The organism is Acidovorax sp. LjRoot204, assembly GCF_056175785.1.
On the sequence record NZ_JBGFFF010000012.1, the window covers coordinates 1 to 24,409 of the forward strand.

Below are 24,409 nucleotides of genomic sequence, written 5' to 3' on the forward strand. Positions count from 1 at the left end.
CACTCGCACCGGCGTAGTAGATGTCCAGAAAACTCTGCAGATTGGTGAATGCATAGGCGCTGCGCAAGGCGTCCACGCTGGCATAGGGCAGCGTCAGCCCATTGCGCTGCGCCAGCGCAAAGATCAGCTCGGGTTCCAGCGAGCCCTCGATGTGGATATGCAGCTCGGCCTTGGGCATGGTACGCAGCAGGCTGGGAAGGCGCTCGGCGGAGATGGGGGGGATTTTGAACATCAGCAGACTCCAAAGGTGATGCCACTCTGGCGCAGAAAGCGGCGATACGCAGATGATGCCTTGTCGGCAGCGGTATGCAACTCCGCGCGCAGGTCGAGTGGCAGGCACTGTGGCGTCTGCGACTCCAGCACGGGTTGGTCCTGCGTGAAGATGGTGTGCTGGAAGGCCTGCAGTTTCTCGTCCGGCGAATCGAAATCCGCCACCGCCAGCCGGAACCACACCCGGCTGCGCACCGGCGTCACCGGACAGATGAACAGCGCAATGGACTCGCGCCAGCCATCGACCGCCGTGGTGCCCGCCTCGGGCACCTTGGTCAGCACGGCTGCATAGGGGGCCGTGACTTCGTAGGTGTATTCGACCTGGGCGGCCGCCGTGGAATGCAGGTTGGATTGCGGTTGCCAGGCCTTGCAGCCCGTGGCCAGGAGGCCCGTGGGCGTGGGCTCCACGCGGTAATCGTCGATGGCCGTCGCCTCACGGCTGCCGAGCCAGCCTTCGTGCACAAAGCCGAAATGCGACATGTCCAGAAAGTTCTCGACGATGCGCGGCGCGCTGGCCGCCACGTCGTAGGGACCGCAGTTGAGCTTGCGCAGGCGAGCATCCCCCTCCGCCGCAAACACAGGCAGTCCCTGCTCGCCTGGTGCGATGCGCACCCACACAAGGCCATAGGCTTCCTGCACCTCGAAATGGCGGGCGCAGTGCGTGGCCGGGGGCACAAAGGTGGGCAGTGCAGGCACGTGCGTGCATTGCCCACCGGCCGCAAACTGCCAGCCATGGTAGGGGCACTCCAACTGGCCCTGGGGCGTCACGCGGCCGAGCGACAGGCGGGCGCCCCGGTGCGGGCACTGGTCGGCCAGCGCGAGCACGGCGCCTTCGCTGTCGCGCCACAACACCACGGCTTGTTCCAGCAACTGCACGGCCAGTGGTGCCTGCGCCGCTACGGCTTCTGACAGTGCCACCGGGTGCCACAACGTAGATTCCACCATCGTCCTTGCTCCTTAGAACCTGTTCAAAGTCTTTTTGGAGATTGCATTGGAGTGCAATCGGGATGAGTGGATGCTTCGGATGCGCCGCGTGGGCTCATGCCCATGCAAGCAGCCGGGGCGTCCAATCGCCCGATTTCACTCCAACCCTTCGGGCAAGTGCCTTGCCGGGCGGTCTGCGGCGGAGCAAAGCTTGCCAATAGCACGGGCTATTGGCTGCGCACCGCGCCTGGCATCCCATCCCGGCAAGGGACTTGTGCGACTCCAAAAAGACTTTGAACAGGTTCTTAATGCTGCAGGCCGCAAACGCGCCTGCAAAACAAAAGGGCCACCCCAGGGCGGCCCTTTGTCACAGCAGCTCGCAAGAACTGCCGATGAACGCGGTGCGAATTACTTCTTGTCGCCGCCAGGGATCTTGCCTTCCACGCCCTTGACGTAGAAGTTGATGCCGCCCAGGAACTTGTCGTCAGCCACAGCGTCCTTTTCCAGCACGGGCTTGCCGTCCTGACCCACGATGGGGCCCTTCCAGATGCTGAAGCTGCCGTCGGCCAGGCCCTTCTTCACGGCTTCGACCTTGGCCTTGGTGTCAGCAGGCACGTCTTCAGCGATGGAGACGATGTCGATAGCGCCTTCCTTCACACCCCACCAGCTTTGGCCCGAAGCCCAGGTGCCGTCCAGCACGTCCTTGGTGGCCTTGACGTAGTACGGGCCCCAGTTGATCACCGCCGATGCCAGGTGGGCCTTGGGGCCGTAGGCGGTCATGTCGCTGTCCCAGCCGAAGGCGCGCTTGCCCTTTTCCTGGGCGGTCTTGAGCACGGCGGGAGAGTCGGTGTTCTGGAACAGGATGTCCGCGCCGCCGTTGATCAGGCTGGTCGCAGCTTCGGTTTCCTTCGGTGGGCTGAACCATTCATTCACCCACACCACCTTGGTCTTGATCTTGGGATTGACCGACTGCGCACCCAGCGTGAAGCTGTTGATGTTGCGGATCACCTCAGGGATCGGCACCGAGCCCACCACGCCCAGCGTGTTGGACTTGGTCATGGCACCAGCGATGATGCCGGCCATGTACGCGCCTTCGTAGGTGCGGCTGTCGTAGGTGCGCAGGTTTTCGGCGGTCTTGTAGCCGGTGGCGTGTTCGAACTTCACACCCTTGTTGTCTTCCGCGACCTTGAGCATGGACTCCATGTAGCCGAAGGTGGTGCCGAAGATCAGCTTGTTGCCCTGGCCGGCCAGGTCGCGCAGCACGCGCTCTGCGTCAGCAGACTCGGGCACGCTTTCCACAAAGCTCGTCACGACCTTGTCGCCAAATTCCTTCTCGATGGCCTTGCGACCGTTGTCGTGCGCGAACGACCAGCCGCCGTCGCCCACCGGGCCGACATAGGCAAACGCGATCTTCAGTGGCTCGGGCTTGGGTGCCGGTGCTTCTGCGGCAGGGGCCGGTGCAGGCGCAGGGGCCGGTGCCGGTTCTTCCTTCTTGCCACAGCCCACCAGGGCAGCAGCAGCCACAGCGGAGAGCGCTGCCACCTTGAGCAGGGAGCGTTTCTGCAGATCAGTCATGTCGGTTTCCTTATCGAAGAAGTAGGACTTGCAAAGGTTGGGGGACGAAAACAATGATTATGGTGCGATCTACCGCAGGGTAACCAGATTTTCCGGTGGACTAGCCCTTTCAGGAGCCCAGATAAAACGGTTTGCCCAGCGATGCCGGCATGTTGATGCGGATCCACGCCGGATTGCGCGAGATCAGCGCCAGCACCACGATGGTGGCCACATACGGCAGCATGCTCAGCAACTGACTGGCCACCTGCACGCCCGTGGCCTGCAAATGGAACTGCAGCATGGTCACGCCACCAAACAGATAAGCCCCAAGCAACACCCGTGCCGGTCGCCAGGTGGCAAAGGTGGTGAGGGCCAGCGCAATCCAGCCGCGCCCGGCCACCATGCCCTCGACCCACAGCGGGGTGTAGACAGTGGAGATGTAAGCCCCGGCCAGACCGCACAACGCGCCCCCCACCACAACGGCCGCCAGCCGGATGCGCCGCACCGGGTAGCCCAGAGCGTGCGCCGATTCGGGCGATTCGCCCACCGACCGCAGCACCAGCCCGGCGCGCGAGCGGTACAGAAACCAGATCAACCCCGCCACCAGCAGCATGGTGAGGTACACCAGCGGGTGCTGCTGGAACAGCGCTGGCCCGAGGAGCGGCACATCGCCCAGCACGGGAATAGCGTACTTGGGCAGCTCGGGCAGCTTGGCCTGCACATAGCTGATGCCCGCAAACGCGGAGAAGCCTACGCCGAACAGACTGAGCGCAAGCCCCGTGGCGTACTGGTTGGTGTTGAGCCAGATCACCAGCACACCAAAGATGGCGGCCAGCACGGCACCGGCCGCCATGCCTGCCGCAAAGCCCAGCCAGGTGTTGCCCGTGTGCACCACGGTGGCAAAGCCTGCAATGGCGGCGCAGAGCATCATGCCCTCGGCCCCCAGGTTGACGATGCCCGCCTTTTCGTTGATGAGCAGGCCCAGGGCCGCAATGGCCAGCACGGTGCCCGCACTGAGCGTGGCGCCGATGAGCAGTGCATAAGACTCCATCAGACACCTCCTTTCTTGCTGCCGACCCAGCGGATGCGGTAGGCAATCAGCGTGTCACAGGCCAGCAGCGTGAACAGCAGCAGGCCCTGGAACACACCGGTGAGCGACTTGGGCAGGCCCAGGCGCGACTGCGCGAGTTCACCACCGATATAGAACATGCTCATGAGGATGGCCGAGAGGATCATGCCCACCGGGTGCAACCGCCCCACAAAGGCCACGATGATGGCCGCGAAGCCGTAGCCCGCAGGCACATAGGGCGTGAGCTGGCCGATGGGCCCTGCCACCTCCAGCGCACCAGCCAGGCCAGCTGCGCCGCCCGAAATCAGCAGCGCCGTCCACAGCGCGCGGCGCGACGAAAAGCCCGCATAACGCGCCGCCGCTGGTGCCAGCCCGCCCACCTGCTGGGCAAAGCCCGCCCGCGTACGGAACAGGAACACCCACAAGGCCCCAGCGCCTGCGAGCGCCAGCAGCAACCCGATGGACACACGCGACCCCTGCATCAGGCGCGGGATCTGCGTGACCTTCTCGAACGTCTTGGTCTGCGGAAAGTTGTAGCCCATCGGGTCCTTCCACGGGCCATAGACCAGATAGCCCAGCACCAGCGTGGCCACATAGACCAGCATCAGACTCACCAGGATTTCGTTGGCGTTGAACTTGTCGCGCAGCAGCGCCGTGAGCCCCGCCCAGGCCATGCCGCCCAGCACCCCGGCGAGCAGGATGGCGGGCACGATCCAGGGGCCCGTGGTCTTGTCGGCCAGCAGCGCCACGCCGCCCGCCACCACGGCGCCGATGACAAACTGGCCTTCGGCGCCGATGTTCCACACGTTGGAGCGGAAACACACGGCCAGCCCCAGCGCAATCAGCAACAGTGGCGTGGCCTTGACCATGAGTTCGCCAATGGCGTACTGCGTCTTGATGGGCTCCCAGAAGAACACCTGCAGCCCGCGCACCGGGTCTTTGCCCAGCGCAATGAACAAGGCCACACCAATCAGCACCGTGACGGCCAGCGCCAGCAGCGGCGAGCCATAGGTCCAGAGCTTGGAAGCCTGGGGGCGTGGTTCCAGCTTAAGCATGCTGCACCTCCGCTGCCTTGGCCTGTTGTGCGAGGTGCGCTTGGACATCGGCATGCCACAGCCCGCTCATCCATTCACCGATGCGTTCCACCGTGGCCTCGGCGCGCGGCACCGAAGGCGACAGATGCCCCTTGGCAACCACATGCAGCCGGTCGCAGATTTCAAACAATTCGTCCAGCTCCTCACTCACCACCAGCACGGCGCAGCCTGCGTCACGCAGGGCCAGGATGGAGCCCCGGATCTGTGCGGCGGCGCCCACATCCACGCCCCAGGTGGGCTGCGAAACGATGAGCAGCTTGGGGTTGGCGTCAATCTCGCGCCCCACGATGAACTTCTGCAGGTTGCCACCCGACAGCGACTTGGCCGCTGCGTTGGGGCCGCCCGCCTTCACATTGAAGCGCCGGATGATGTCCTCGGCATGTTTTTGCAGCGCACCCACCTTGATCCAGCCACTGCCGTCGACCGAATTGGTGCGGGTGAGCAGCAGGTTGTGCGCCAGCCCCATGGTGGGCACGGCGCCCCGGCCCAGGCGCTCTTCGGGCACAAAATGCAGGCCCAGCGCACGGCGCTGGCCGGGACCCATGCGGCCCGCGTTCTGGCCGGACACCTGGATGCAGGCCGCGTCAGCCCGCTGGTCTTCGCCCGACAGCGCGTAGAGCAGCTCTTTTTGCCCGTTGCCCGACACCCCGGCAATGCCCACCACCTCGCCCGCCTTGACCTCGAACTGCAGGTCGATCAAATCCACCCCGAACTGGTCGGCGCGCGGCAGCGACAGGCCCTGCACGCGCAGCACCGTGGCGCCAGTCTGCACGGCACGGTGTTCCAGCGCCGGCGGCTCGGCGCCGATCATCAGCCGCGACAGCGATGCATTGGATTCCTCGGCCGGGTTGCACACGCCCGTCACCTTGCCGCCACGCAGCACGGTGCAGGCAGTGCACAGCGCGCGGATTTCGTGCAGCTTGTGGCTGATGTAGAGGATGCTACAACCCTCGCTGGCCAGCTTGCGCAGCACCACAAAAAGCTTTTCGACCGCCTGGGGCGTGAGCACCGAAGTGGGCTCGTCCAGGATCAGCACCTTGGGGTTGGTGAGCAGCGCGCGGATGATTTCCACCCGCTGCATTTCGCCCACGCTCAACGTGTGCACGGGGCGCAGGGGGTCGATGTCAAGGCCGTATTCGGCGGCCTTGGCGGTGATGCGGCCGGTCACTTCGGCCAGCGTCAGGCTCTTGTCCAGGCCCAGCCACACGTTCTCGGCCACCGTGAGGGTGTCGAACAGGCTGAAATGCTGGAACACCATGGCGATGCCCAGGGCCCGCGCTTCTTGCGGGTTGCGCACCTGCACGGCCTGGCCGTTGAAGAACACGCTGCCTTCATCGGGCTTGACCGAGCCGTAGATGATTTTCATCAGCGTGGACTTGCCCGCGCCGTTTTCGCCCAGCACGGCGTGGATTTCACCCGGCAGCACCGTGAGCGACACGCCGCTGTTGGCCACCACGGCCGGGTAGCGCTTGGTGATGCCCACCAGCTGCAGCCGTGGCGGCGCCGCACCAGGCGCTGAAGGATTGGGGGGAGAACTCATGCGGGGATTGTCTCTCAGTTTTACAACTTGTTATAAGAATGAAAATACCTCATGGCGCTTGTTCAGCATGCTCAAGCAGCTATTCTTTTCGTAGCGAAGCAGCCACGGTTTTCACGCAATCTCGCAGCCAGGCGGCCGCCGCCGAGTGGTGCGTGCGGGCGTGCCACAGCTGGTAGTACATGAGCCGAGGAAACGGTACCGGGCACGGCAATATAGCCAGCGGAAGTTGCTCCACATACCGCTCGCAGTACTGGCGGCCGGTGGTCAGCACAAGCAAGCTCGATGCCACGATGCTGGGGATGAGGCTGAAATGTGCGCAGCGCGCCGTGATGTGGCGCTGCATGCCCAGGCTGTCTAGGTGGGCGTCGATCACGCCGCGCGCGCCGGGGTGGGTGGGCGTGGGCGCGATGTGTTCGGCGGCCAGCCAGCTTTCCACGTCCCAGCCGCGCCGCACGGCAGGGTGGTCCTTGCCGACCAGGCACACCACCTCGTCGCCAAACAGGCGGCCCATGTGCAGGTCGTCCGGCGGCTGGGGCCAGTTGCCGATCACCACGTCCACGTCGCCCTGCGCCAGGTGCGCGTGGTAGTGCGCGTCGGCCGACAGGGGCAGGATTTCGATGGGGCACAAAGGGGCTTCGACCTTGATGCGGGCCACGAGCTGGGGCAGAAAGAGCGGGTCGAGGTAATCGCTGGCCGCCACGCGGAAGGTACGGGTGGCCGTGCGCGGATCAAACCCGCGCGCGTCCGAAAACAGTGCCTCGGCCGCCCGCAAAATGGCGCCTGCAGGCTCCACCATGCGCAGCGCGGCATCGGTCGGCATCATGCTGGCGCCGGAGCGCACCAGCAGCGGGTCGCCCGACAGGTCGCGCAGCCTTTTCAACGCAGCCGACACCGCCGGCTGGTGCATGCCCAGGCGGACGGCGGCCCTCGATACGCTGCGTTCTGTGAGCACGGTGTGCAAGACCCTTATGAGATGGAGGTCTATCTTGTCGAAAAGGGCGTGGTCTCTCATAGCGGTGGGGGCATGGGTGCCATAAGCTTGCGCATATGCCGGTAACGGTACTGCGTTCTACCCTCTGCTGAACCTTTCCATCAAAGATCGAAGTGGCGTTTGTCATGACAACAAGACCCTTGCAATTCCTGCGCCGAGGCCAGCCCGTGGCGCTGGGCAATGTACCACCCGACCGCACCTTGCTGGAGGTGCTGCGCGAAGACCTGGGCAACACCGGCACCAAGGAGGGCTGCGGCGAAGGTGACTGTGGCGCCTGCACCGTGGTACTGGGCGAAGAACGCGATGGCCAGCTGCACTACAGCGCCGTGAACAGCTGCATCCGCCTGGCCCGTTCGGTGGATGGCATGGCGCTGTGGACGGTGGAAGACCTGGCGGAAGATCCGCTGATCCAGCCCGTGGGCGACACAGCACCCGCTGCACAACAAACCATCACGCTCCATCCAGCACAGGAGGCGATGGTCCAGTGCCACGGCTCGCAGTGCGGCTTCTGCACGCCGGGCTTCGTGATGAGCCTCTTCGGCATGTACCAGAACCATGTCTGCCACGGCCAACCCATCACCCGCGAACTGGCCCAGGAAGAACTCTCGGGCAACCTGTGCCGCTGCACCGGCTACCGCCCCATCCTTGATGCCGCCCAGCAGATGGCATCGCTGCCCGGCATGTCGGTCAACGAGGCCGAAGTGCTACAAAAATTGAAGCTACTTCGGCATGATGCACTAGCGCAAGCGGCCGATTCGGCCTATATCGCACCCTCCACGCTCCCGGATCTGCTCGCAGCCCGCGCCGCCCACCCCGGCGCCCAGGTGGTGGCGGGCTGTACCGACGTGGGGCTGTGGGTGACCAAGCAGCACAAGCAGTACACCCAGGTGCTGGACGTGACCCGCGCGGCCGAGTTGCGGCAGGTGGCACAGCACGCCGACGCCATACACATCGGCGCCGCCGTCACGCTGACCGACGCGTTTGCTGCCCTCACCGCACAGTGGCCGCAGCTGCACCGATTTGCCACGCGGTTTGCGGGGCTGCCCGTGCGCAACTCGGGCACGCTGGGCGGCAACGTGGCCAACGGCTCGCCCATTGGCGACTCCATGCCCCTCTTGATCGCGCTGCGCGCCCAGGTGGTGCTGGCCAGCCAGGCCCGGGGCGAGCGCCAGCTGCCGCTCGAAGACCTGTACACCGGCTACCGGCAAAACGTGATGGCGCCGGATGAGCTGCTGGTGCGCATCGTGGTACCCCGCCCTTCTGCTCAAGAACAGCTGCGGGCGTACAAGATCTCCAAGCGGTTTGACGACGATATCTCAGCCGTCTGCCTGGTGCTCAACCTCGACATCGCGGGCGGCACCGTGCAACGCGCCAGCATTGGCGCGGGCGGCGTGGCTGCCACCCCGGCCCGTGCGCGGCAGACTGAAGCGGCTCTGACCGGCCAGCCCTGGACCGAAGCCACCGCGCAGCGCGCCGCCGCGGTGCTGCAGGCCGAGTTCAGCCCCATCTCCGACATGCGCGCCAGCGGCGCTTATCGCCGCCAGGTGCTGGGCAGTCTGCTGCAGCGCTACTGGCTGGAGAGCCAGGGCCAACCCTCGGTCAGCCTGGACACCTTGACGCTGGAGGCCGCCGTATGAACGCCCCACACACCATCGCAGAGACCGCCCTGCCCGCGCCCACCCGCGCCGCCATGGGCCAGTCGCACATCCACGAAAGCGCCCGCGCTCAGGTGGCGGGCGCCGCGCACTACATCGACGACCTGCCGGAGGTGAAGGGCACGCTGTACGCAGCGCCCATCCTCTCCACCGTGGCCCACGGCACCCTGAACGGGGTGGATGCCACCGCCGCCCTCGCGCTGCCCGGCGTGCGCGGTGTGGTGCTGGCCAGCGACGTGCCCGGCGACAAGATCCTGGCTGCGTTCGGGCACGACGAGCCCGTGTTTGCGCTGGACAGCGTGCAGTTTGTCGGCCAGGTGATCGGCCTGGTGGTGGCCGACTCGGTCATGCAGGCGCGCCGCGCGGTGCGGGCCGTGAAGCTCGACATCTCCCCCCTGCCCGCCGTGCTGACGGTGCAGGACGCGCTGAAGGCGCAAAGCTATGTGCTGCCGCCGGTGTTTGTGCGCCGGGGCGATGTCGCCACGGGCCTCGCGCAATCGGCGCACCGCATGCAGGGAGCGTTTGAAGTCGGCGGCCAGGAGCATTTTTATCTGGAAGGCCAGATCGCCTACGCCATGCCGCTGGAGCAAAAACAGTGGTGGATTTACTCCAGCACGCAGCACCCCGGCGAGGTGCAGCACTGGGTGGCGCACGCGCTGGGCATCGACAACCACGCGGTCAAGGTGGAATGCCGCCGCATGGGCGGTGGCTTTGGCGGCAAGGAGACCCAAGCCGGGCACCTGGCCGTGTGGGCCGCCGTGGCCGCGAACAAGCTGGGCCGCCCCATCAAGCTGCGGCTGGACCGGGACGAGGACTTCATGGTCACCGGCAAGCGCCACCCGTTTGCGTACGAGTACGACGTGGGCTTTGACGACACGGGCCGCATCACGGGCCTCAAGCTCCAGATGGCTGCCAACTGCGGCTTCAGCGCCGACCTGTCGGGCCCCGTGGCCGACCGCGCGGTGTTCCATGCCGACAACGCGTATTACCTGAGCGATGTCGAGATCGCGTCGTACCGCTGCAAGACGAACACGCAAAGCCACACCGCGTTCCGTGGTTTTGGCGGCCCGCAGGGCGTGATCGTGATCGAGGCCATCCTGGGCGACATCGCGCGCGCGCTGGGCCGCGATGCGCAGGACGTGCGCCTGGCCAACCTGTATGGCAAAGATGCGAGCACGGGCCGCCACGTCACCCACTACCAGATGGCGGTGGAAGACAACATCCTGCACGAGCTGCTGCCCACGCTGGAGCAGACCTCGCACTACCGCCAACGCCAGGCCGAGATTGCGGACTGGAACGCGCACAACACCGTCATCAAGCGCGGCCTGGCCATCACGCCCGTCAAGTTCGGCATCAGCTTCACGGCGACGCTGTTCAACCAGGCGGGTGCGCTGGTGCATGTGTACACCGACGGCAGCGTGCAGGTGAACCACGGCGGCACCGAAATGGGCCAGGGCCTGCACACCAAGGTGGCGCAGATCGTGGCCGACGAGCTGGGCGTGCCCCTGCACCGCGTGCTGGTCACGGCCAGCGACACCAGCAAGGTGCCCAACGCCAGCGCCACGGCGGCCAGCAGCGGCACCGACCTGAACGGCCGCGCCGCGCAATACGCCGCGCGCAACGTGCGCGACAACCTGGCCTCGTTCGTGTGCGGGCTGGACGGCTGCGGCGCAGGCGCGATTCGGTTTGCAGGCGGCCAGGTGATCTCGCCCAAGACGGTGCGCAGTTTTGAAGAGGTAGTGCAGGCCGCGTACGCCAACCGCATCCAGCTGTGGAGCGACGGCTTTTACCGCACGCCCAAGATCCACTACGACAAGACCACCCTCACCGGGCGCCCGTTCTACTACTTTGCCTACGGCGCCGCCTGCACCGAGGTGGCCATCGACACCCTGACCGGCGAGAGCCGCGTGCTGAAGGTGGACATCCTGCACGACGTGGGCCACAGCATCAACCCGGCCATCGATGTGGGCCAGATCGAGGGCGGGTTTGTGCAGGGCATGGGCTGGCTGACGACCGAGCAGCTGGTGTGGAACGACAAGGGCACCCTCGCCACCCACGCGCCCAGCACCTACAAGATTCCCGCCACGGGCGACATCCCGGCGCACTTCAACGTCCACCTGTGGCCCGAGGCGAATCGGGAGGACAACGTGGGTGGCAGCAAGGCGGTGGGGGAGCCGCCGTTCATGCTGGCGATCAGTGTGTATGAGGCGCTGCGCAATGCGGTGGCAGCGGGGCGTAGCGGGGTGGATGCGGCGGCGCCGGTGGTGTTGACGGCTCCGGCGACTGCGGAGAATGTGCTGAAGGCGTTGGGGCGGTTGGGAGAGTGATACTTTTGGCTGTTGGCTCTAGTGGGATATGGGCTGGTAGCTATTGATTTTGTAGTGTTTGGTGGCGTGTGCTGATTGGGCAGCATGCTGGTGTTGAGGACGGAGGCCGGGAGTCGCCCGGCAGGCGAGTCCCTTTCTTTCGCGTCGCCGAAAGAAAGGAACCAAAGAAAGGGCGACCCCACTGTCTGCGTCCCCTGCGCTGACGCTACGGGGCAACCTGCGGTGCTCGGGTTTGGCGGGGTCTCACTCAACTCGCGCCGCTGCGCGTCGCTCAGACACACGCGAGCCCTGATCCGCCAAACCCTGCGCTCCTCGGCGCATCCACAGGGGCAAGGGGAGCAGAACATCCACACGGGCCATCGCTGCGCTCGGCCCCGGATCGCGGGCGCAAGCGCCTCGCGCTGCGCAGGCGCGGCCGAGCGCAGCAATGGCCCGAATGGATGTCCGGCTGTTCGGTTGTTTGGATGTTCGGCTGTCCACCCCCTGCTGGCTGCGCCTGCGGCGGGGCGGTTGCGGGGTGGCACGCGCGTCGGAGCGCGCGTGCTTCGTGCTCTGACTCGCCGTGGATGTCTGAACGAAGCTGCAACGCAGCGCAGTGAGTTCCACGGCGCACCCCGCAGCCGCCCCGCCGCAGGTTTGCCCCTTCGCAACGCGAAGGGGTCGCAGACTGGGGGTCGCCTTTTCTTTGGTGACTTTCTTTTGGCGAAGCAAAAGAAAGTTACTCGCTCGCCGGGCGACTCCCGGCCTCCGCCCTCAAGCCAAGCACGCGGTCAAATCAACGCACCGCAGCGTAGGCAAACGCAGTTCAAAAAAGAAACAAGCAAGCAGCACACTACAAAAAGAATAGCCACCTAGGCATGTTCCACTAGCGCAAGCAGCCCAAACCGCTCAAAAACTACTGCGGCACAGCCGCCACTTTCACCACAGGCTGATCCCCCCACCCGCCTCCGAGCGCCCGAATCAACCCCACCGTCGCCACATACTGCGCCGTCCGCACCTGCAACTCCTGCCGCCGATTGCGCAACTCGCTGCGGCGCGCGTCCAGCAACTCCAGCTGGCTCACCAAGCCATTGCGATACCGCACATCCGACAACTGCGTGGCCCGCCGCGCCGCAGTCACCGCACGCCCTTGCGCCTCGGCCTGGCCAGACAACAAGCGCAGCGAGGTCAACTGGTCCTCAACGTCACGAAACGCGTTGAGCACCTGCCCCCGGTGGTCCGCCAGCGCAGCCTCCAGGCGGGCCTTGGCGCCCTCGATCTGTGCATCGCGCTGGCCGCCGTCAAAGATCGGCAGCGACAGCAGCGCACTCACGCCCCAGGCACGGGCCGACCACTTGAACAGGTCACCCAGCTCAGGCGATGCATGCCCCGCGTTGCCCGTGAGCGTGACGGCCGGGAACCAAGCCTTCTGCGCCACACCCACGCGCGCTTGCGCGGCCAGCACGGCAGTTTGCGCGGCCGACACATCGGGCCGGCGCGCCAGCACCGTGCCGGGCACGCCCGGCGGAATCACCGGCAACGCGGCATCGCCCGTCGCGGGCGGCAGCACAAAGCCGCTGGCCACCTCGCCAGCCAGCACGGCCAGCGCGTTGGTCAGCAGGGCCTGCTGGCGCTGCAAGGCCAGGGCATCGGACTCGGTGGCCGCCACCTCGGTCTGTACACGGGCCACGTCCAGCTCGGCCACATCGCCGGCTTGCAGGCGGCGCTGCGTCAAGCGCAGGGTGTCCTGGTAGGCGGCCAAGCTCTCTTGCACCAGCACCTGCTCGGCCTGCACGGCGCGCAGCTGCAGGTAGGTTTGCGCCACATCAGCCTGCACCATAAGGCGCGTGCTCTGCAGCAAGGCCTCGCGCGTGTCGGCGTCCAAGCGCGCGGCGTCGCTGGTTTGCGAGAGGCGGCCGAACAGGTCCAGCTCGTACGAGGCATTGAGCCCCGCCGTGCCCAGCGTGGATGGCACCACGCTGCCCGTGCTGTTGGCACCGGCCTGGCGCGCAACGCCCGCCGAGGCGCCCACTTGCACCGAGCGCGCGGCGTCAGCAGAACGCAGCAGCGTGCGCGCTTCGGCCAGCCGCGCGGCGGCCTGCTGGATGCTGGTGTTGGCCTGGCCCGCGCGCTGCACCAGGTCGGCCAGCACCGGGTCTTGAAAGCCCAGCCACCACTCGCCGCGTGGCTGCGCCTCGGCGGGGGCGGCCACAGTCCAGGGGGCCGTGGGCAGCGCGTCGCCCCCTGCCGTGAAGCTGGCGGGCACGGGCACACCCGCATGCGGCGCGGGGGCCACGGGCTGGGTCATGCAACCGGCCAGCACCAGGGCGGCGGCCAGGGGCGCCAGCAGGCTGCGCTTGCGCGCCGCAAGGGCACCGTCGGTGGAGTTTTTCTTCAATAGCAAATCGGTCATGGTTGTTCTCCTGCCCCAGTCGTTACACCCGTTGCATTCGGCAGCGCGGTGCACGTGGCGAGGGCCACAAAGATTTTTGTTGTCACCGTTTTCAAAAGCATCATTCGTGCTCCTTGCGCGGCGCTGCCAGCACCGGGTGGGCAATGCCGCCGCTGCCCGGGGTGTGCGAGATGGGCGCCACATGCGTGCCATGCTCCACCAGCGGGCGGTTGCCTGCCAGCTTGCGCAGCAGCACGTAGAACACGGGCGTGAGGAACAGGCCGAAGGCCGTCACCCCGATCATTCCGGAGAACACCGCCACACCCATGGCGCTGCGCATCTCGGCGCCGGCACCGGTGGACAGCACCAGGGGCAGGACACCCATGACGAAGGCCAGCGAGGTCATCAGGATGGGGCGCAGCCGCAGGCGGCTGGCCTCGATGGCGGCCTGCACGGGCGTGCGCCCGGCAAACTCCAGCTCGCGCGCAAACTCCACGATCAGGATCGCGTTCTTTGCCGACAGCCCCACCAGCACGATGAGCCCGATCTGCGTGAACACGTTGTTGTCGCCCTTGCTCAGCCACACGCCAGTCATCGCGGCCAGCAGGCCCATGGGCACGATCAGGATGATGGCGATGGGCAGCGTCAGGCTTTCGTACTGCGCGGCCAACACCAGGAACACCAGCAGGATGGCCAGCGGGAACACCAGCACGGCAGAGTTGCCGGCCAGGATCTCCTGGTAGGTCAGCTCGGTCCATTCGAACGTGATGCCCTGGGGCAGCGTCTCCTTGGCAATGCGCTCGATGGCGGCCTGGGCCTGGCCCGATGAATAACCGGGTGCGGGGCCGCCGTTCACATCAGCAGCCAGGTAGCCGTTGTAGCGCATGGCGCGTTCGGGGCCGAAGCTGGGCTCCATCTTCATCAGCGCCGACAGCGGCACCATCTCGCCGGTGGCAGAGCGCACCTTGAGCAGGCCCACGTCTTCGGCCCGCGCACGGTAGGCCGCATCGGCCTGCACGCGCACGCTGTAGGTGCGGCCAAACTGGTTGAAGTCGTTGGCGTACAGGCTGCCCAGGTAGATCTGCAGCGTGTCGAAGATGTCCGTCACGGGCACGCCGAGCTGGCGTGCCTTGGTGCGGTCGATGTTGGCGTACAGCTGCGGCACGTTGACCTGCCAGCTGGTGAACAACCCCGCCAGCTCGGGCGTCTGGTAGGCCTTGGCCATGAAGGCCTTCACCGCGTTGTCCATGGCTTCATAGCCCAGCGAGGCACGGTCTTCGATCTGCAGCTTGAAGCCGCCCGTGGTGCCCAGGCCCGCCACCGGGGGCGGCGGGAACATGGCGATGAACGCGTCCTGGATGCTGCCAAACGCCTGGTTCAGCTGGCCTGCCACGGCGCCGCCGCTCTGGTCGGCACGGGTGCGCTCGGCAAAGGGCTTGAGCGTGGCGAACACGATGCCGGAGTTGGAGCTGTTGGTGAAGCCGTTGATCGACAGGCCGGGGAAGGCAATCGCGTCTTCAACGTTCGGGTTCTCCTTCATGATCTCGCCCATGCGGCGGATCACGTTCTCGGTGCGGTCCAGCGTAGCGCCGTCGGGCAGCTGCGCAAAGCCGATCAGGTACTGCTTGTCCTGCGCGGGCACGAAGCCGCCGGGCACGATCTTGAACAGGCCGACTGTGGCGCCCACCAGCGCGAGGTAGATCACGAACATCAGCGCCTTGCGGCTGATGACGCGCTTGACGCCGCCGCTGTAGGCCTCGGAGCCCCGATGGAACATGCGGTTGAAGCCACGGAACAGGCCACCGAACACCTTGTCCATGCCGCGCGTGAGCGCGTCCTTGGGCTCGTCGTGGCCCTTGAGCAGCAGCGCTGACAGCGCGGGCGACAGGGTCAGCGAGTTGATCGCCGAGATCACCGTGGAGATCGCGATCGTCACCGCGAACTGGCGATAGAACTGGCCCGTGAGCCCGCTGATGAAAGCCAGTGGCACGAACACCGCCACCAGCACCAGTGCGATGGCAATGATGGGGCCGGAGACTTCGCGCATGGCGCGGTAGGTGGCCTCGCGCGGGGTCAGGCCCGCCTCGATGTTGCGCTCGACGTTCTCCACCACCACGATGGCATCGTCCACCACGATGCCGATGGCCAGCACCAGCCCGAACAGGGAGAGCGCGTTGATCGAGAAGCCCAGCAGGTGCAGCACGGCAAACGTACCCACCACCGACACCGGCACAGCCAGCAGCGGAATGATGGACGCGCGCCAGGTCTGCAGGAACAAAATCACCACCAGCACCACGAGAGCGATGGCTTCGAGCAGCGTGTGGATCACGGACTTGATCGACGCACGCACGAACTGCGTGGGGTCGTACGCAATCCGGTACTCCACGCCTTCGGGCATGTTCTTCTGGATCTCGTCCATGGTTTTGCGCACGTTGGCCGAGATGTCGAGCGCGTTGGAGCCCGGCGCCTGGAACACGCCCATGCCCACGGCCGGATCGTTGTTGAGCAGCGAGCGCAGCGAATAGTCGGCCGCGCCCAGCTCCAGGCGGGCGATGTCGCGCAGGCGTGTCACCGCACCATCCGCACCGGTCTTGACGATGATGTCGCCGAACTCTTCCTCGGTCTGCAGGCGGCCCTGCGCGTTGATGGACAGTTGCAAGTCCACGCCAGGCAGGCCGGGCGATGCGCCCACCACACCTGCAGCGGCTTGCACGTTCTGGCCGCGGATGGCGGCCACCACGTCGCTGGCCGAGAGGCCGCGCTGCGCGACCTTTTGCGGGTCGAGCCACACACGCATGGAGTAGTCGCCGCCGCCAAAGATCTGCACCTGGCCCACGCCCTGGATGCGCGCAAGGCGGTCCTTCACATTGAGCACGGCGTAGTTGCGCAGGTAGTCGATGTCGTAGCGGTTGTTGGGCGAGACCAGGTGGACCACCATGGTCAGGTCCGGCGCGCTCTTGACGGTGGTGACGCCCAGGCGGCGCACTTCCTCGGGCAGACGCGGCTCGGCCTGCGAGACGCGGTTTTGCACCAGCTGCTGGGCCTTGTCGGGGTCGGTGCCCAAGGCAAAGGTCACGGTCAGCGTCATCACGCCGTCGGTGGTGGCTTGGCTGCCCATGTAGAGCATGCCTTCCACGCCGTTGATGGATTCTTCCAGCGGCGTGGCCACGGTCTCGGCGATCACCTTGGGGTTGGCGCCCGGGTACTGTGCGCGCACCACCACGGAGGGCGGCGCGACTTCAGGGTATTCGGAGATGGGCAGACCGCGCAATGCGATCAGCCCCCCGAGGAAGATGAGCACCGACAGCACCCCGGCAAAGATGGGGCGGTCGATGAAAAAGCGGGATAGATTCATGGATGCAAATTCCTGGTGTCGCTCTGGCCCGTACTCACGCGGCAGGCGACTTGGTGTTGTTCTTGGCTTCCTTGCGATCACCCGCAATCTCGGCCTTGGCGGTCATCGGCACAGGCTGCGGCGCCACCACGGCACCGGGGCGCACGCGCTGCAGGCCGTTGACGACGATGTTCTCGCCCGCCTTCAGACCCGACGTGACCACGCGCAGGCCGTCAATCGGCGCACCCAGGGTGACCTCGCGGTATTCGGCCTTGTTGCCCTCGCCCACCACCATCACGAACTTCTTGTTCTGGTCGGTGCCCACGGCACGCTCGTTGATGAGCAGCGCCTGGGTGTTGCGGGCCTGGCCCATGCGGATGCGGGCGAACTGGCCGGGGATGAGCGAGCCGTCTTCGTTGTCGAACACGGCGCGCACGCGCACGGTGCCGCTCTTGGCATCGACCTGGTTGTCGATGAGCTGCAAACGACCGGCGTGCGGCGTGCCGCCCGTGGTGCCCGTGCCCATCTGCACAGGAATGCGCTCGATGAGCTGGCGGGCGCTGTTGCCGCGCTGGCCGCTTTGCAGGTCGGCCAGGGCCTTCACCACGATCTGCTCATCGGTGTCGAAGCTCGCGTAGATGGGGCTCACGGACACCAGCGTGGTCAGCACGGGGGCGCCCGCGCCGGCCGCCACCAGGTTGCCCACGGTGACTTCGATGCGGCCCACACGGCCCGCCACAGGGGCACGCACCTGGGTGTAGCCCAGGTTCAGCTTCGCGGTCTGCAGCGCGGCCTGGGCGGCGCGCAGGTTGGCATCGGCCTCGCGCTGGGCGTTCAGGCGCTCGTCATGTTCGCGCTGGGCGATGGCTTTTTCTTCGAGCAGGCGCGTGGCGCGCTCCAGTTCGCTGCGGGTGTACGACAGACGGGCCTGCGCAGCGACCACCTGGGCTTCGGCGCGGTCCACCTCCGCAGCGTAGGGGGCTGGGTCCACCGTGACCAGCAGGTCGCCCTGCTTGACCAGCGAGCCTTCGCGAAAGTGCACGGCCTGCACGGCGCCCGAGACGCGGGGGCGCACATCCACGCGCTGCACGGCTTCGAGCCGGCCGGAAAACTCGTCCCACAGGGCGATGTCTTTTTGCAGCACGGCAGCCACCGACACCGGCATGGCGGGCGGTGCTGCGGGGGCGCTATCCGCCTGCGCCACGGGTGCCTGAAACACCAGAACAGCAGCCGCCACGGTGGCCGTCACGGCCGTGGCAAGGGTGGCCAGACCCAGGGGGCGGCGCTGGGAGAACTTGGAGAAGGATGGGAAGTTCATGGTCACTTTCGATCAGTAGGTGTGCCCTTGTGGAGCACGCTGTGAAACTTGTCTGCCGTGCGCTGGCGCCTGTGGGCTGCGCTCGGCAGGGGTCAATGCAAAGGGGGCGGAATGCAGTCTCGGCAATGACACGGTGGAAAGGTCAATACCCCGGCGACAAACACCGGGGCGGCCTGCGTGCCACCGTCAAAAGACGGTGCGGCCAGGTGCGCTGTGACAGCGGCCGCAGGCCAACGGGATCAGGGGTGCATGCATGGTGTGTTCTTTCCTCCGTGTCGTTTGAATGGCTAACGTGGGCTCTAGGACATGCGGAGCGGGCAACGCCGGGCAAGCGCTTCCCCTCCGGCACGCCAGGCCGGAAATCAAGATGCAAAAAGGGAATGGGGCTCGCGCCGAGCCCGCGTTTCTCTGCCTCCACCCGGGTGGAGGTCAGCGGCTGTCAGGGATGTGAGAAGGTGTCAGGGGCCGTCGTCAGGACGGCACCGGACTTCGCGTGGAGGCAAAGAACTGCCGGAACTGCTCCTGCGCACCCGCCGCACACGGACATTCATGCGGGCCGGTCTGCAGCAGGGCATCGGGCCACTGCGGGTTCTTGGAGAACACGTGGCGCGTGACCGGCAGGCCGGCAGCCTCCAGCCGGGCCGCGTAGGCCAGCGCCTCGTCGTGCATGGGGTCGGTGTCGCCCACCAGGATCAGCGTGGGGGGCAGCCCCGCCAGGCGCTGCGCACCGGCAGGCACCGCATAGGGGTGCTCGGCATCGCGCGGGCAGCGCAGAAAGTTGCGCCAGCCCTCGGTCCACTTGCAGCCCGTGGAGTCCCCCGTGGCCTCGCGCAGCGACGCGGTGCCCACACAGGGGTCCAGCATGGGCGACAGCAGGATCTGCCCGGCCAGCGGGGGGTGAGACTGGTCACGCGCCATCAGTGCCACGGCCGCCGCCAGGTTGCCACCGGCCTCTTCGCCCGCCAGGTACACGGCGGCGCCCTGCCCACCGAGCTTGGTGCGGTGCTTGTGCACCCACTTGAGCACACCGTAACCTGTGTCCACCGGCTGCGGAAAGGGCGTGAGCGGATACGCGACCGACACCACCACGGCCCCGGCACTCTCCAGCAGAGAAGCCACCGTGCAGCCGTTGTCCAGATCGCCCGACATGAAGGCCCCGCCGTGGAAGTGCACGACCACCGGTGACGCCTGGCCGGTCTTCTTGCGGCCGTACATGCGCACTTCCACGTCCTGCCCCTGGGCCACCTCAATAGTGGAATCGGTGCAGACGGACGCAGCCACCCCGGACGCCTTGGCGGGCGCCGCAGCGGGCTGCGTGGGCAAAGAGGATGAAGACGGGCGGTCGGGCTGCATGGCAGGTACCCAGTAGGTAGGTGGATAGGTGGAAGGTCGGTTGACGATGGATGAAATGTAGTGGCTTGGGCCTTTCTGATAAACAGGTCAAACACCACCGCACTGTTTCCAAAAGCTCAACAATCAAACCGGGGCGCCCGTGTGAGAATTCCTCAGCACCCAATCTAGGTGCTGATGACTCAAGGAGAAGCCATGGACCAGATACAGGCCATGCGCATATTCGTGCGGGTGGTGGAGGCCGGCACGTTTACCCGGGCAGCGGATTCGCTGAGCCTGCCCAAAGCCACGGTGACCAAGCATGTGCAGGCGCTGGAGGAGCGGCTGCGCGTGAAGCTGCTTAACCGCACCACCCGCCGCGTGACCGTGACACCCGATGGCGCGGCCTATTACGACCGCACGGTGCGGCTGCTGACCGACCTGGACGACATCGAGGCCAGCATGACCAACGCGCGCGCCAACCCGCGCGGGCGGCTGCGCATCGACGTGGGCACGTCGGTGGCCCAGTTGCTCATCATTCCGCAACTGGCGGAGTTCCATGCCCGCTACCCGGACATCCAGGTGGACCTGGGTGTGAGCGACCGCACGGTGGATCTGATCGGGGACAACGTGGACTGCGTGATCCGGGGGGGCGAGCTGAGCGACCAGTCACTGGTGGCGCGCCGCATTGGCAACCTGGAGTTCATCACCGTCGCCGCACCCGCCTACCTGGAGCGCAAGGGCACACCCACGCACCCGCTGGAGATCGAGGAGAAACATGCCAGCGTGATCTACTTCTCGCCCCAAAGCGGGCGGCACTACCCGCTGGAGTTTCGCCGGGGTGATGAGTCCATCGACATCACCGGCCCCTACCAGCTGAGCGTGAACGAGGCCAACGCCTACGTGACCTCCATCGTGGCGGGACTGGGTATTGGCCAGATCACCAGCTGGCAAGCCCAGCGCTACCTGGACAGCGGAGCCCTGGTGCAACTGCTGCCCGACTGGACCCAGCCCTTGCTGCCCGTGTATGTGGTGTACCCGCCCAACCGCCACCTGAGCGCCAAGGTGCGCGCGTTTGTGGACTGGGCGGCCGAGCTGTTCCAGCGCGAGGCCCATCTGCAGCGCAAAGCCTGACGCCCCCTGAATCGGTTCTGTGGTGGCGGTGGTGGAGTTAACGCCCGATGCACACGACAGGATTGCCCTCAGGGCGTGTTCACGCTCCCAGTCTGTATGCTTGGAGCCATGAGCACTCCAGAGACCCCGCCACCCGCCCCACCGGCCAACAAGCCCACCCAGCCGCGCAACCCCCTGCACGGCGTGACACTCGAAGCCATGGTCGTGGGCCTGGCCGACTACTTTGGCTGGGATGAGCTGGGGCGGCAGATTCCCATCCGCTGCTTCCAGATCGACCCCAGCGTGGGCTCCAGCCTCAAGTTCCTGCGCAAGACCCCCTGGGCGCGCGAGAAGGTCGAAAGCCTCTACCTCTTCATGCTGCGGGACCAGCGGCGCAACGCGCAAGAATGACCAGCGATGCGCGCAGCCATACCGCAACAACGCCCAATCAGGCAGCGCATTCGGCACAGCTGAGCGCGCGGTATCGCAACTTTCTGGTACCACTGCTGGCGCTGGGCGCCATGGGCGGTTTCAACGCGCTGCTGGTGGCCCGGTCTGGAGCCGGTGATGCAGGCTGGTGGCCGGTGGCCTGGCTGGCCACCGTGTTCCTGGGGGTGTTCTTCAGTGCAGCCTTCATGGCCATGGCGGGCCGCCGCAAGCTGCCGGTGGCCTACGGCATCGCGGTGGGCACGCTGGTGGGCCTGGGGCTTACCGCCTGTGGCGTACTGCAGGCCCACCTGCACACACCATGGGGTGCAACCCTGCCCGCCTGGTTAGCGTGGTTCAGCAGCCCCCAGGCAAGGGCCTGGCTGGGCGCTCCCTGGGCACCGCTCATTCCCTACGCAGCAGGGCTGGCCTGGCATGGCGCCGCCCTGCTGGTTTTCAATCGCCGGACGTCACCAGAAAATCGCGGCTGATGCCGCCACCCAGGTCGTTCACCCGGTCCAGGAACTGCGTGAGGAACGCGTGCAGCCCGGTCGCCAGGATTTCGTCGATGCGGCCGTACTGCAGGTCGGCCAGCAGGCGCCCTGCCCTGCGGCTGGTCTCGGCGGACTGCCCGTTGGCCAGCACGGCCAGGTTGTCCACCACCTCCCGCAGGCACGCGTGCAGCGAGCGCGGCATGTCGCGGCTCAGGATCAGCAGGTCGGCCACGCGGCCCGGCGTGATCACGTCGCGGTAGACCTTGCGGTACACCTCGAACGCCGACACGCTGCGCAAGATGGCGCTCCAGTGGTAGAAGTCGCTTTCCTGGTTGCGGTCACTGGGGCGGCCAAAGAAGTCGTTCTTGACCGCGTGGAACTTCACATCCAGCAGGCGCGCGGTGTTGTCCGCGCGCTCCAGAAAGGTGCCCATGCGCAAGAAGTGAAACGCCTCGTCCTGCAGCATGGTGCCCAGCACCACGCCGCGTGAGAGGTGCGAGCGGTACTTCACCCATTCAAAGAACTGGCCTGGGTCGCGCTCAAACGCGCCGCCTTCCAATTGCCGGTGCAGTTCCAGCCAGGTCTGGTTCTGCGTCTCCCACACCTCGGTGGTGAGCGCACCGCGCACGGCCCGCGCGTTCTCGCGTGCGGCGCGCAGGCACGACAGGATGGACGACGGGTTGTTGCCGTCGTGCACCATGAACTCCAGCACGTTGGCGGGCGTCACTTCACCATGCTTGGCGGTGTAGGCAGGGATCAGCTCGCTGATGGACAGCAGGCCCTCCCAGCCTTTTTGCGCCACATCGGCAGCCTGGGGCAACAGGGAGGTCTCATAGCTCACATTGAGCATTCTTGCTGTGTTCTCTGCCCGCTCTGTATATCGGGACATCCAGAACAGATGATCGGCAGTGCGACTTAGCATTTTTCCTCCCCGGGCAGAGAACCCCGCGCGTGCTGCGCACGCTGGCTGTGTTGTGGTGAAACCCCGCTTTCGGCGGCGTTTTCAGCCCGCTCGGTGTGGCGGGACATCCAGAACAGATGGTCGGCGGTGCGGCTCAGCATGTTCACAGGCTCCCTTGCGATTGACTTTGCGACTGACCTTGTCCCTGCGATTGCGACTGGGATTGCACGGCCTTGGGTTGCGCTGCAGGCGTACCCTCGCCCAGCACCCAGGTGTCCTTGGTGCCGCCGCCCTGCGACGAATTCACCACCAGCGAGCCCTCCTGCAGCGCCACGCGCGTGAGGCCGCCGGCGGCCATCTGCACCTCGCGACCGCTGAGCACAAAGGGGCGCAGGTCGATGTGGCGCGGGGCAATGCCGCTTTCCACATACGTGGGGCAGCTCGACAGGCTGAGCGTGGGCTGCGCGATGTAGCCCGCCGGGTTGGCCAGCAGCGCGCGGCGAAAGTCCTCGATCTCGGCCTGCGTAGCGGCAGGGCCGATGAGCATGCCGTAGCCGCCCGCGCCGTGCACCTCCTTCACCACCAGGTCCTTGAGGTTGGCCAGCACGTGCTGCAGGTCGTCCTGCTTGCGGCACATCCAGGTGGGCACGTTCTTCAGGATGGGCTCCTCGCCCAGGTAGAAGCGGATCATCTCCGGCACATAGGGGTAGACGGACTTGTCGTCCGCCACGCCCGTGCCCACAGCGTTGCAGATGCCTACGTTGCCCGCGCGGTAAGCCTCCATGAGGCCGTAGCAGCCCAGGGTGGAATTGCGGCGGAAGACTTGGGGGTCGAGGAAGTCATCGTCCACGCGGCGATAGATCACGTCCACCCGCTGCAGGCCGCGTGTGGTGCGCATGTACACGAACTTGTCCTTGACCACCAGGTCCTGGCCCTCCACCAGCTCCACCCCCATCTGCTGGGCCAGGAAGGCGTGCTCGAAGTACGCACTGTTGTGCATGCCGGGCGTGAGTACCACCACCGTGGGCTCATCCGCCGTGGCGGGGGCGCTGGCGCGCAGGGTTTCGAGCAGCATGTCGGGGTAGTGGGCCACCGGCGCCACCTTGTGCAGGCTGAACAGCTCGGGGAACAGCCGCATCATCATCTTGCGGTTTTCGAGCATGTAGCTCACACCGCTGGGCACGCGCAGGTTGTCTTCGAGCACGTAGTACTCACCATTGCCCTGGGCATCGGGGGCGCGCACGATGTCGATGCCTGCGATGTGCGCGTAAATGTCTTGCGGCACATGCACGCCAGCCATCTCGGGGCGGTATTGCGCGTTGTTCAGGATGAGGTCGGCGGGCACGATGCCGGCGCGGATGATGTCCTGGCCGTGGTAGACGTCGTGGATGAAACGGTTGAGCGCCGTGACACGCTGCACCAGCCCCTGCTGCATGCTGGCCCACTCGTGGGCCGGAATGATGCGGGGGATCAGGTCGAACGGGATCAACCGCTCGTTGCCTGCGCCGCCTTCATCCTTGGCGCCGTAGACGGCGAAGGTGATGCCCACGCGCCGGAAGATCATCTCGGCTTCGGCCCTGCGGGCCTGCATCACGTCAGGGGGCTGTTTGCTCAACCACTGCGCATAGCGCTTGTAGTGTTCCCGCACGTCGCTGCCATCAAACGGCAGCATGGCGTACATCTCGTCAAATTTCTGCAT

At 66.2% G+C, this 24,409-nt stretch carries 17 protein-coding genes and 2 pseudogenes; 5 read left to right on the forward strand and 14 right to left on the reverse strand.

Annotated elements, in window-relative coordinates:
• From AC04MI_RS04265 to AC04MI_RS04295, 7 genes and pseudogenes are all read right to left on the reverse strand, one after another.
• Window positions 1-232: pseudogene (locus AC04MI_RS04265) on the reverse strand (adenosine deaminase); the annotation flags it as partial.
• Window positions 232-1,215: an aromatic ring-hydroxylating dioxygenase subunit alpha gene (locus AC04MI_RS04270; protein WP_056060806.1), complete on the reverse strand. Its 984-nt coding sequence runs from the start codon at window positions 1,213-1,215 to the stop codon at window positions 232-234. The gene AC04MI_RS04270 and the pseudogene AC04MI_RS04265, both read right to left, overlap by 1 nt.
• 387 nt (window positions 1,216-1,602) lie before the next feature.
• The gene (locus AC04MI_RS04275; RefSeq protein ID WP_056060802.1) at window positions 1,603-2,769 is read right to left on the reverse strand and encodes a BMP family ABC transporter substrate-binding protein; all 1,167 of its coding nucleotides are present in this window, start codon (window positions 2,767-2,769) and stop codon (window positions 1,603-1,605) included.
• A gap of 109 nt (window positions 2,770-2,878) precedes the next feature.
• Entirely contained in the window at window positions 2,879-3,799 is a 921-nt protein-coding gene (locus AC04MI_RS04280) for an ABC transporter permease (RefSeq protein ID WP_436078129.1), read from the reverse strand.
• Window positions 3,799-4,872 carry an ABC transporter permease gene (locus tag AC04MI_RS04285; protein ID WP_108498054.1) on the reverse strand — a complete coding sequence of 358 codons (1,074 nt, stop codon included), beginning with the start codon at window positions 4,870-4,872 and terminating at the stop codon, window positions 3,799-3,801. The genes AC04MI_RS04280 and AC04MI_RS04285 overlap by 1 nt, the downstream gene beginning before the upstream one ends.
• Window positions 4,865-6,451 carry an ABC transporter ATP-binding protein gene (locus AC04MI_RS04290; protein ID WP_436078130.1) on the reverse strand — a complete coding sequence of 529 codons (1,587 nt, stop codon included), beginning with the start codon at window positions 6,449-6,451 and terminating at the stop codon, window positions 4,865-4,867. The genes AC04MI_RS04285 and AC04MI_RS04290 overlap by 8 nt, the downstream gene beginning before the upstream one ends.
• Window positions 6,452-6,530: 79 nt before the next feature.
• Window positions 6,531-7,463, reverse strand: a complete 933-nt coding sequence (locus AC04MI_RS04295; RefSeq protein WP_209817334.1) for a LysR family transcriptional regulator — start codon at window positions 7,461-7,463, stop codon at window positions 6,531-6,533.
• 104 nt (window positions 7,464-7,567) lie between these two features.
• On the opposite strand from AC04MI_RS04295, the gene xdhA reads away from it, so the two are divergent.
• Together xdhA and xdhB are read left to right on the forward strand one after the other, a co-directional pair.
• Window positions 7,568-9,079, forward strand: coding sequence for a xanthine dehydrogenase small subunit (xdhA, locus tag AC04MI_RS04300; protein WP_108499032.1), 1,512 nt, complete (start codon window positions 7,568-7,570; stop codon window positions 9,077-9,079).
• Window positions 9,076-11,424, forward strand: coding sequence for a xanthine dehydrogenase molybdopterin binding subunit (gene xdhB, locus AC04MI_RS04305; protein ID WP_436078131.1), 2,349 nt, complete (start codon window positions 9,076-9,078; stop codon window positions 11,422-11,424). The genes xdhA and xdhB overlap by 4 nt, the downstream gene beginning before the upstream one ends.
• An 895-nt stretch (window positions 11,425-12,319) precedes the next feature.
• On the opposite strand, the gene AC04MI_RS04310 is transcribed toward xdhB, so the two are convergent.
• The 4 genes from AC04MI_RS04310 to AC04MI_RS04325 all read right to left on the reverse strand — a co-directional run bounded on the left by AC04MI_RS04310 (window position 12,320) and on the right by AC04MI_RS04325 (window position 19,800).
• Window positions 12,320-13,816 carry an efflux transporter outer membrane subunit gene (locus AC04MI_RS04310; protein WP_436077941.1) on the reverse strand — a complete coding sequence of 499 codons (1,497 nt, stop codon included), beginning with the start codon at window positions 13,814-13,816 and terminating at the stop codon, window positions 12,320-12,322.
• 100 nt (window positions 13,817-13,916) lie between these two features.
• Window positions 13,917-17,150, reverse strand: a complete 3,234-nt coding sequence (locus tag AC04MI_RS04315) for an efflux RND transporter permease subunit (RefSeq protein WP_436077942.1) — start codon at window positions 17,148-17,150, stop codon at window positions 13,917-13,919.
• Between the two features lie 34 nt (window positions 17,151-17,184).
• Complete coding sequence (locus AC04MI_RS04320) at window positions 17,185-18,447, reverse strand: efflux RND transporter periplasmic adaptor subunit (RefSeq protein ID WP_436077943.1); 1,263 nt, start codon at window positions 18,445-18,447, stop codon at window positions 17,185-17,187.
• 471 nt (window positions 18,448-18,918) lie between these two features.
• Entirely contained in the window at window positions 18,919-19,800 is an 882-nt protein-coding gene (locus tag AC04MI_RS04325) for an alpha/beta hydrolase (RefSeq protein ID WP_192418796.1), read from the reverse strand.
• Window positions 19,801-19,992: 192 nt separating this feature from the next.
• On the opposite strand from AC04MI_RS04325, the gene AC04MI_RS04330 reads away from it, so the two are divergent.
• The 3 genes from AC04MI_RS04330 to AC04MI_RS04340 all read left to right on the forward strand — a co-directional run bounded on the left by AC04MI_RS04330 (window position 19,993) and on the right by AC04MI_RS04340 (window position 21,806).
• The gene (locus AC04MI_RS04330) at window positions 19,993-20,910 is read left to right on the forward strand and encodes a LysR family transcriptional regulator (protein ID WP_436077944.1); all 918 of its coding nucleotides are present in this window, start codon (window positions 19,993-19,995) and stop codon (window positions 20,908-20,910) included.
• A 108-nt stretch (window positions 20,911-21,018) separates the two neighbouring features.
• On the forward strand, window positions 21,019-21,300 hold the full coding sequence (locus AC04MI_RS04335) for a VF530 family protein (protein WP_056061753.1): 282 nt from the start codon (window positions 21,019-21,021) through the stop codon (window positions 21,298-21,300).
• A complete protein-coding gene (locus AC04MI_RS04340) occupies window positions 21,297-21,806 on the forward strand; it encodes a hypothetical protein (RefSeq protein WP_436077945.1) in 510 nt (169 codons plus the stop codon). The genes AC04MI_RS04335 and AC04MI_RS04340 overlap by 4 nt, the downstream gene beginning before the upstream one ends.
• On the opposite strand, the gene AC04MI_RS04345 is transcribed toward AC04MI_RS04340, so the two are convergent.
• The 3 genes and pseudogenes from AC04MI_RS04345 to AC04MI_RS04355 all read right to left on the reverse strand — a co-directional run bounded on the left by AC04MI_RS04345 (window position 21,772) and on the right by AC04MI_RS04355 (window position 24,409).
• Entirely contained in the window at window positions 21,772-22,731 is a 960-nt protein-coding gene (locus AC04MI_RS04345; protein ID WP_055400923.1) for an alpha-E domain-containing protein, read from the reverse strand. The two genes, AC04MI_RS04340 and AC04MI_RS04345, sit on opposite strands and share 35 nt — an antisense overlap.
• A 32-nt stretch (window positions 22,732-22,763) precedes the next feature.
• Window positions 22,764-22,871 (reverse strand): annotated as a pseudogene (locus AC04MI_RS04350) (alpha-E domain-containing protein); the annotation flags it as partial.
• A gap of 2 nt (window positions 22,872-22,873) precedes the next feature.
• Window positions 22,874-24,409, reverse strand: coding sequence for a circularly permuted type 2 ATP-grasp protein (locus AC04MI_RS04355; RefSeq protein WP_099729780.1), 1,536 nt, complete (start codon window positions 24,407-24,409; stop codon window positions 22,874-22,876).

Excerpts from the sequence above, each read along its gene's own strand:
- AC04MI_RS04285 (WP_108498054.1), bottom strand. The coding sequence starts at position 4,872 with ATGCTTAAGCTGGAACCACGCCCCCAGGCTTCCAAGCTCTGGACCTAT.
- xdhB (WP_436078131.1), top strand. The coding sequence starts at position 9,076 with ATGAACGCCCCACACACCATCGCAGAGACCGCCCTGCCCGCGCCCACC.
- AC04MI_RS04270 (WP_056060806.1), bottom strand. The coding sequence starts at position 1,215 with ATGGTGGAATCTACGTTGTGGCACCCGGTGGCACTGTCAGAAGCCGTA.
- AC04MI_RS04335 (WP_056061753.1), top strand. The coding sequence starts at position 21,019 with ATGAGCACTCCAGAGACCCCGCCACCCGCCCCACCGGCCAACAAGCCC.
- AC04MI_RS04345 (WP_055400923.1), bottom strand. The coding sequence starts at position 22,731 with ATGCTAAGTCGCACTGCCGATCATCTGTTCTGGATGTCCCGATATACA.
- AC04MI_RS04325 (WP_192418796.1), bottom strand. The coding sequence starts at position 19,800 with ATGCAGCCCGACCGCCCGTCTTCATCCTCTTTGCCCACGCAGCCCGCT.
- AC04MI_RS04280 (WP_436078129.1), bottom strand. The coding sequence starts at position 3,799 with ATGGAGTCTTATGCACTGCTCATCGGCGCCACGCTCAGTGCGGGCACC.
- AC04MI_RS04275 (WP_056060802.1), bottom strand. The coding sequence starts at position 2,769 with ATGACTGATCTGCAGAAACGCTCCCTGCTCAAGGTGGCAGCGCTCTCC.
- AC04MI_RS04320 (WP_436077943.1), bottom strand. The coding sequence starts at position 18,447 with ATGAACTTCCCATCCTTCTCCAAGTTCTCCCAGCGCCGCCCCCTGGGT.
- AC04MI_RS04295 (WP_209817334.1), bottom strand. The coding sequence starts at position 7,463 with ATGAGAGACCACGCCCTTTTCGACAAGATAGACCTCCATCTCATAAGG.
- AC04MI_RS04355 (WP_099729780.1), bottom strand. The coding sequence starts at position 24,409 with ATGCAGAAATTTGACGAGATGTACGCCATGCTGCCGTTTGATGGCAGC.
- AC04MI_RS04330 (WP_436077944.1), top strand. The coding sequence starts at position 19,993 with ATGGACCAGATACAGGCCATGCGCATATTCGTGCGGGTGGTGGAGGCC.
- AC04MI_RS04340 (WP_436077945.1), top strand. The coding sequence starts at position 21,297 with ATGACCAGCGATGCGCGCAGCCATACCGCAACAACGCCCAATCAGGCA.
- xdhA (WP_108499032.1), top strand. The coding sequence starts at position 7,568 with ATGACAACAAGACCCTTGCAATTCCTGCGCCGAGGCCAGCCCGTGGCG.
- AC04MI_RS04310 (WP_436077941.1), bottom strand. The coding sequence starts at position 13,816 with ATGACCGATTTGCTATTGAAGAAAAACTCCACCGACGGTGCCCTTGCG.
- AC04MI_RS04290 (WP_436078130.1), bottom strand. The coding sequence starts at position 6,451 with ATGAGTTCTCCCCCCAATCCTTCAGCGCCTGGTGCGGCGCCGCCACGG.
- AC04MI_RS04315 (WP_436077942.1), bottom strand. The coding sequence starts at position 17,150 with ATGAATCTATCCCGCTTTTTCATCGACCGCCCCATCTTTGCCGGGGTG.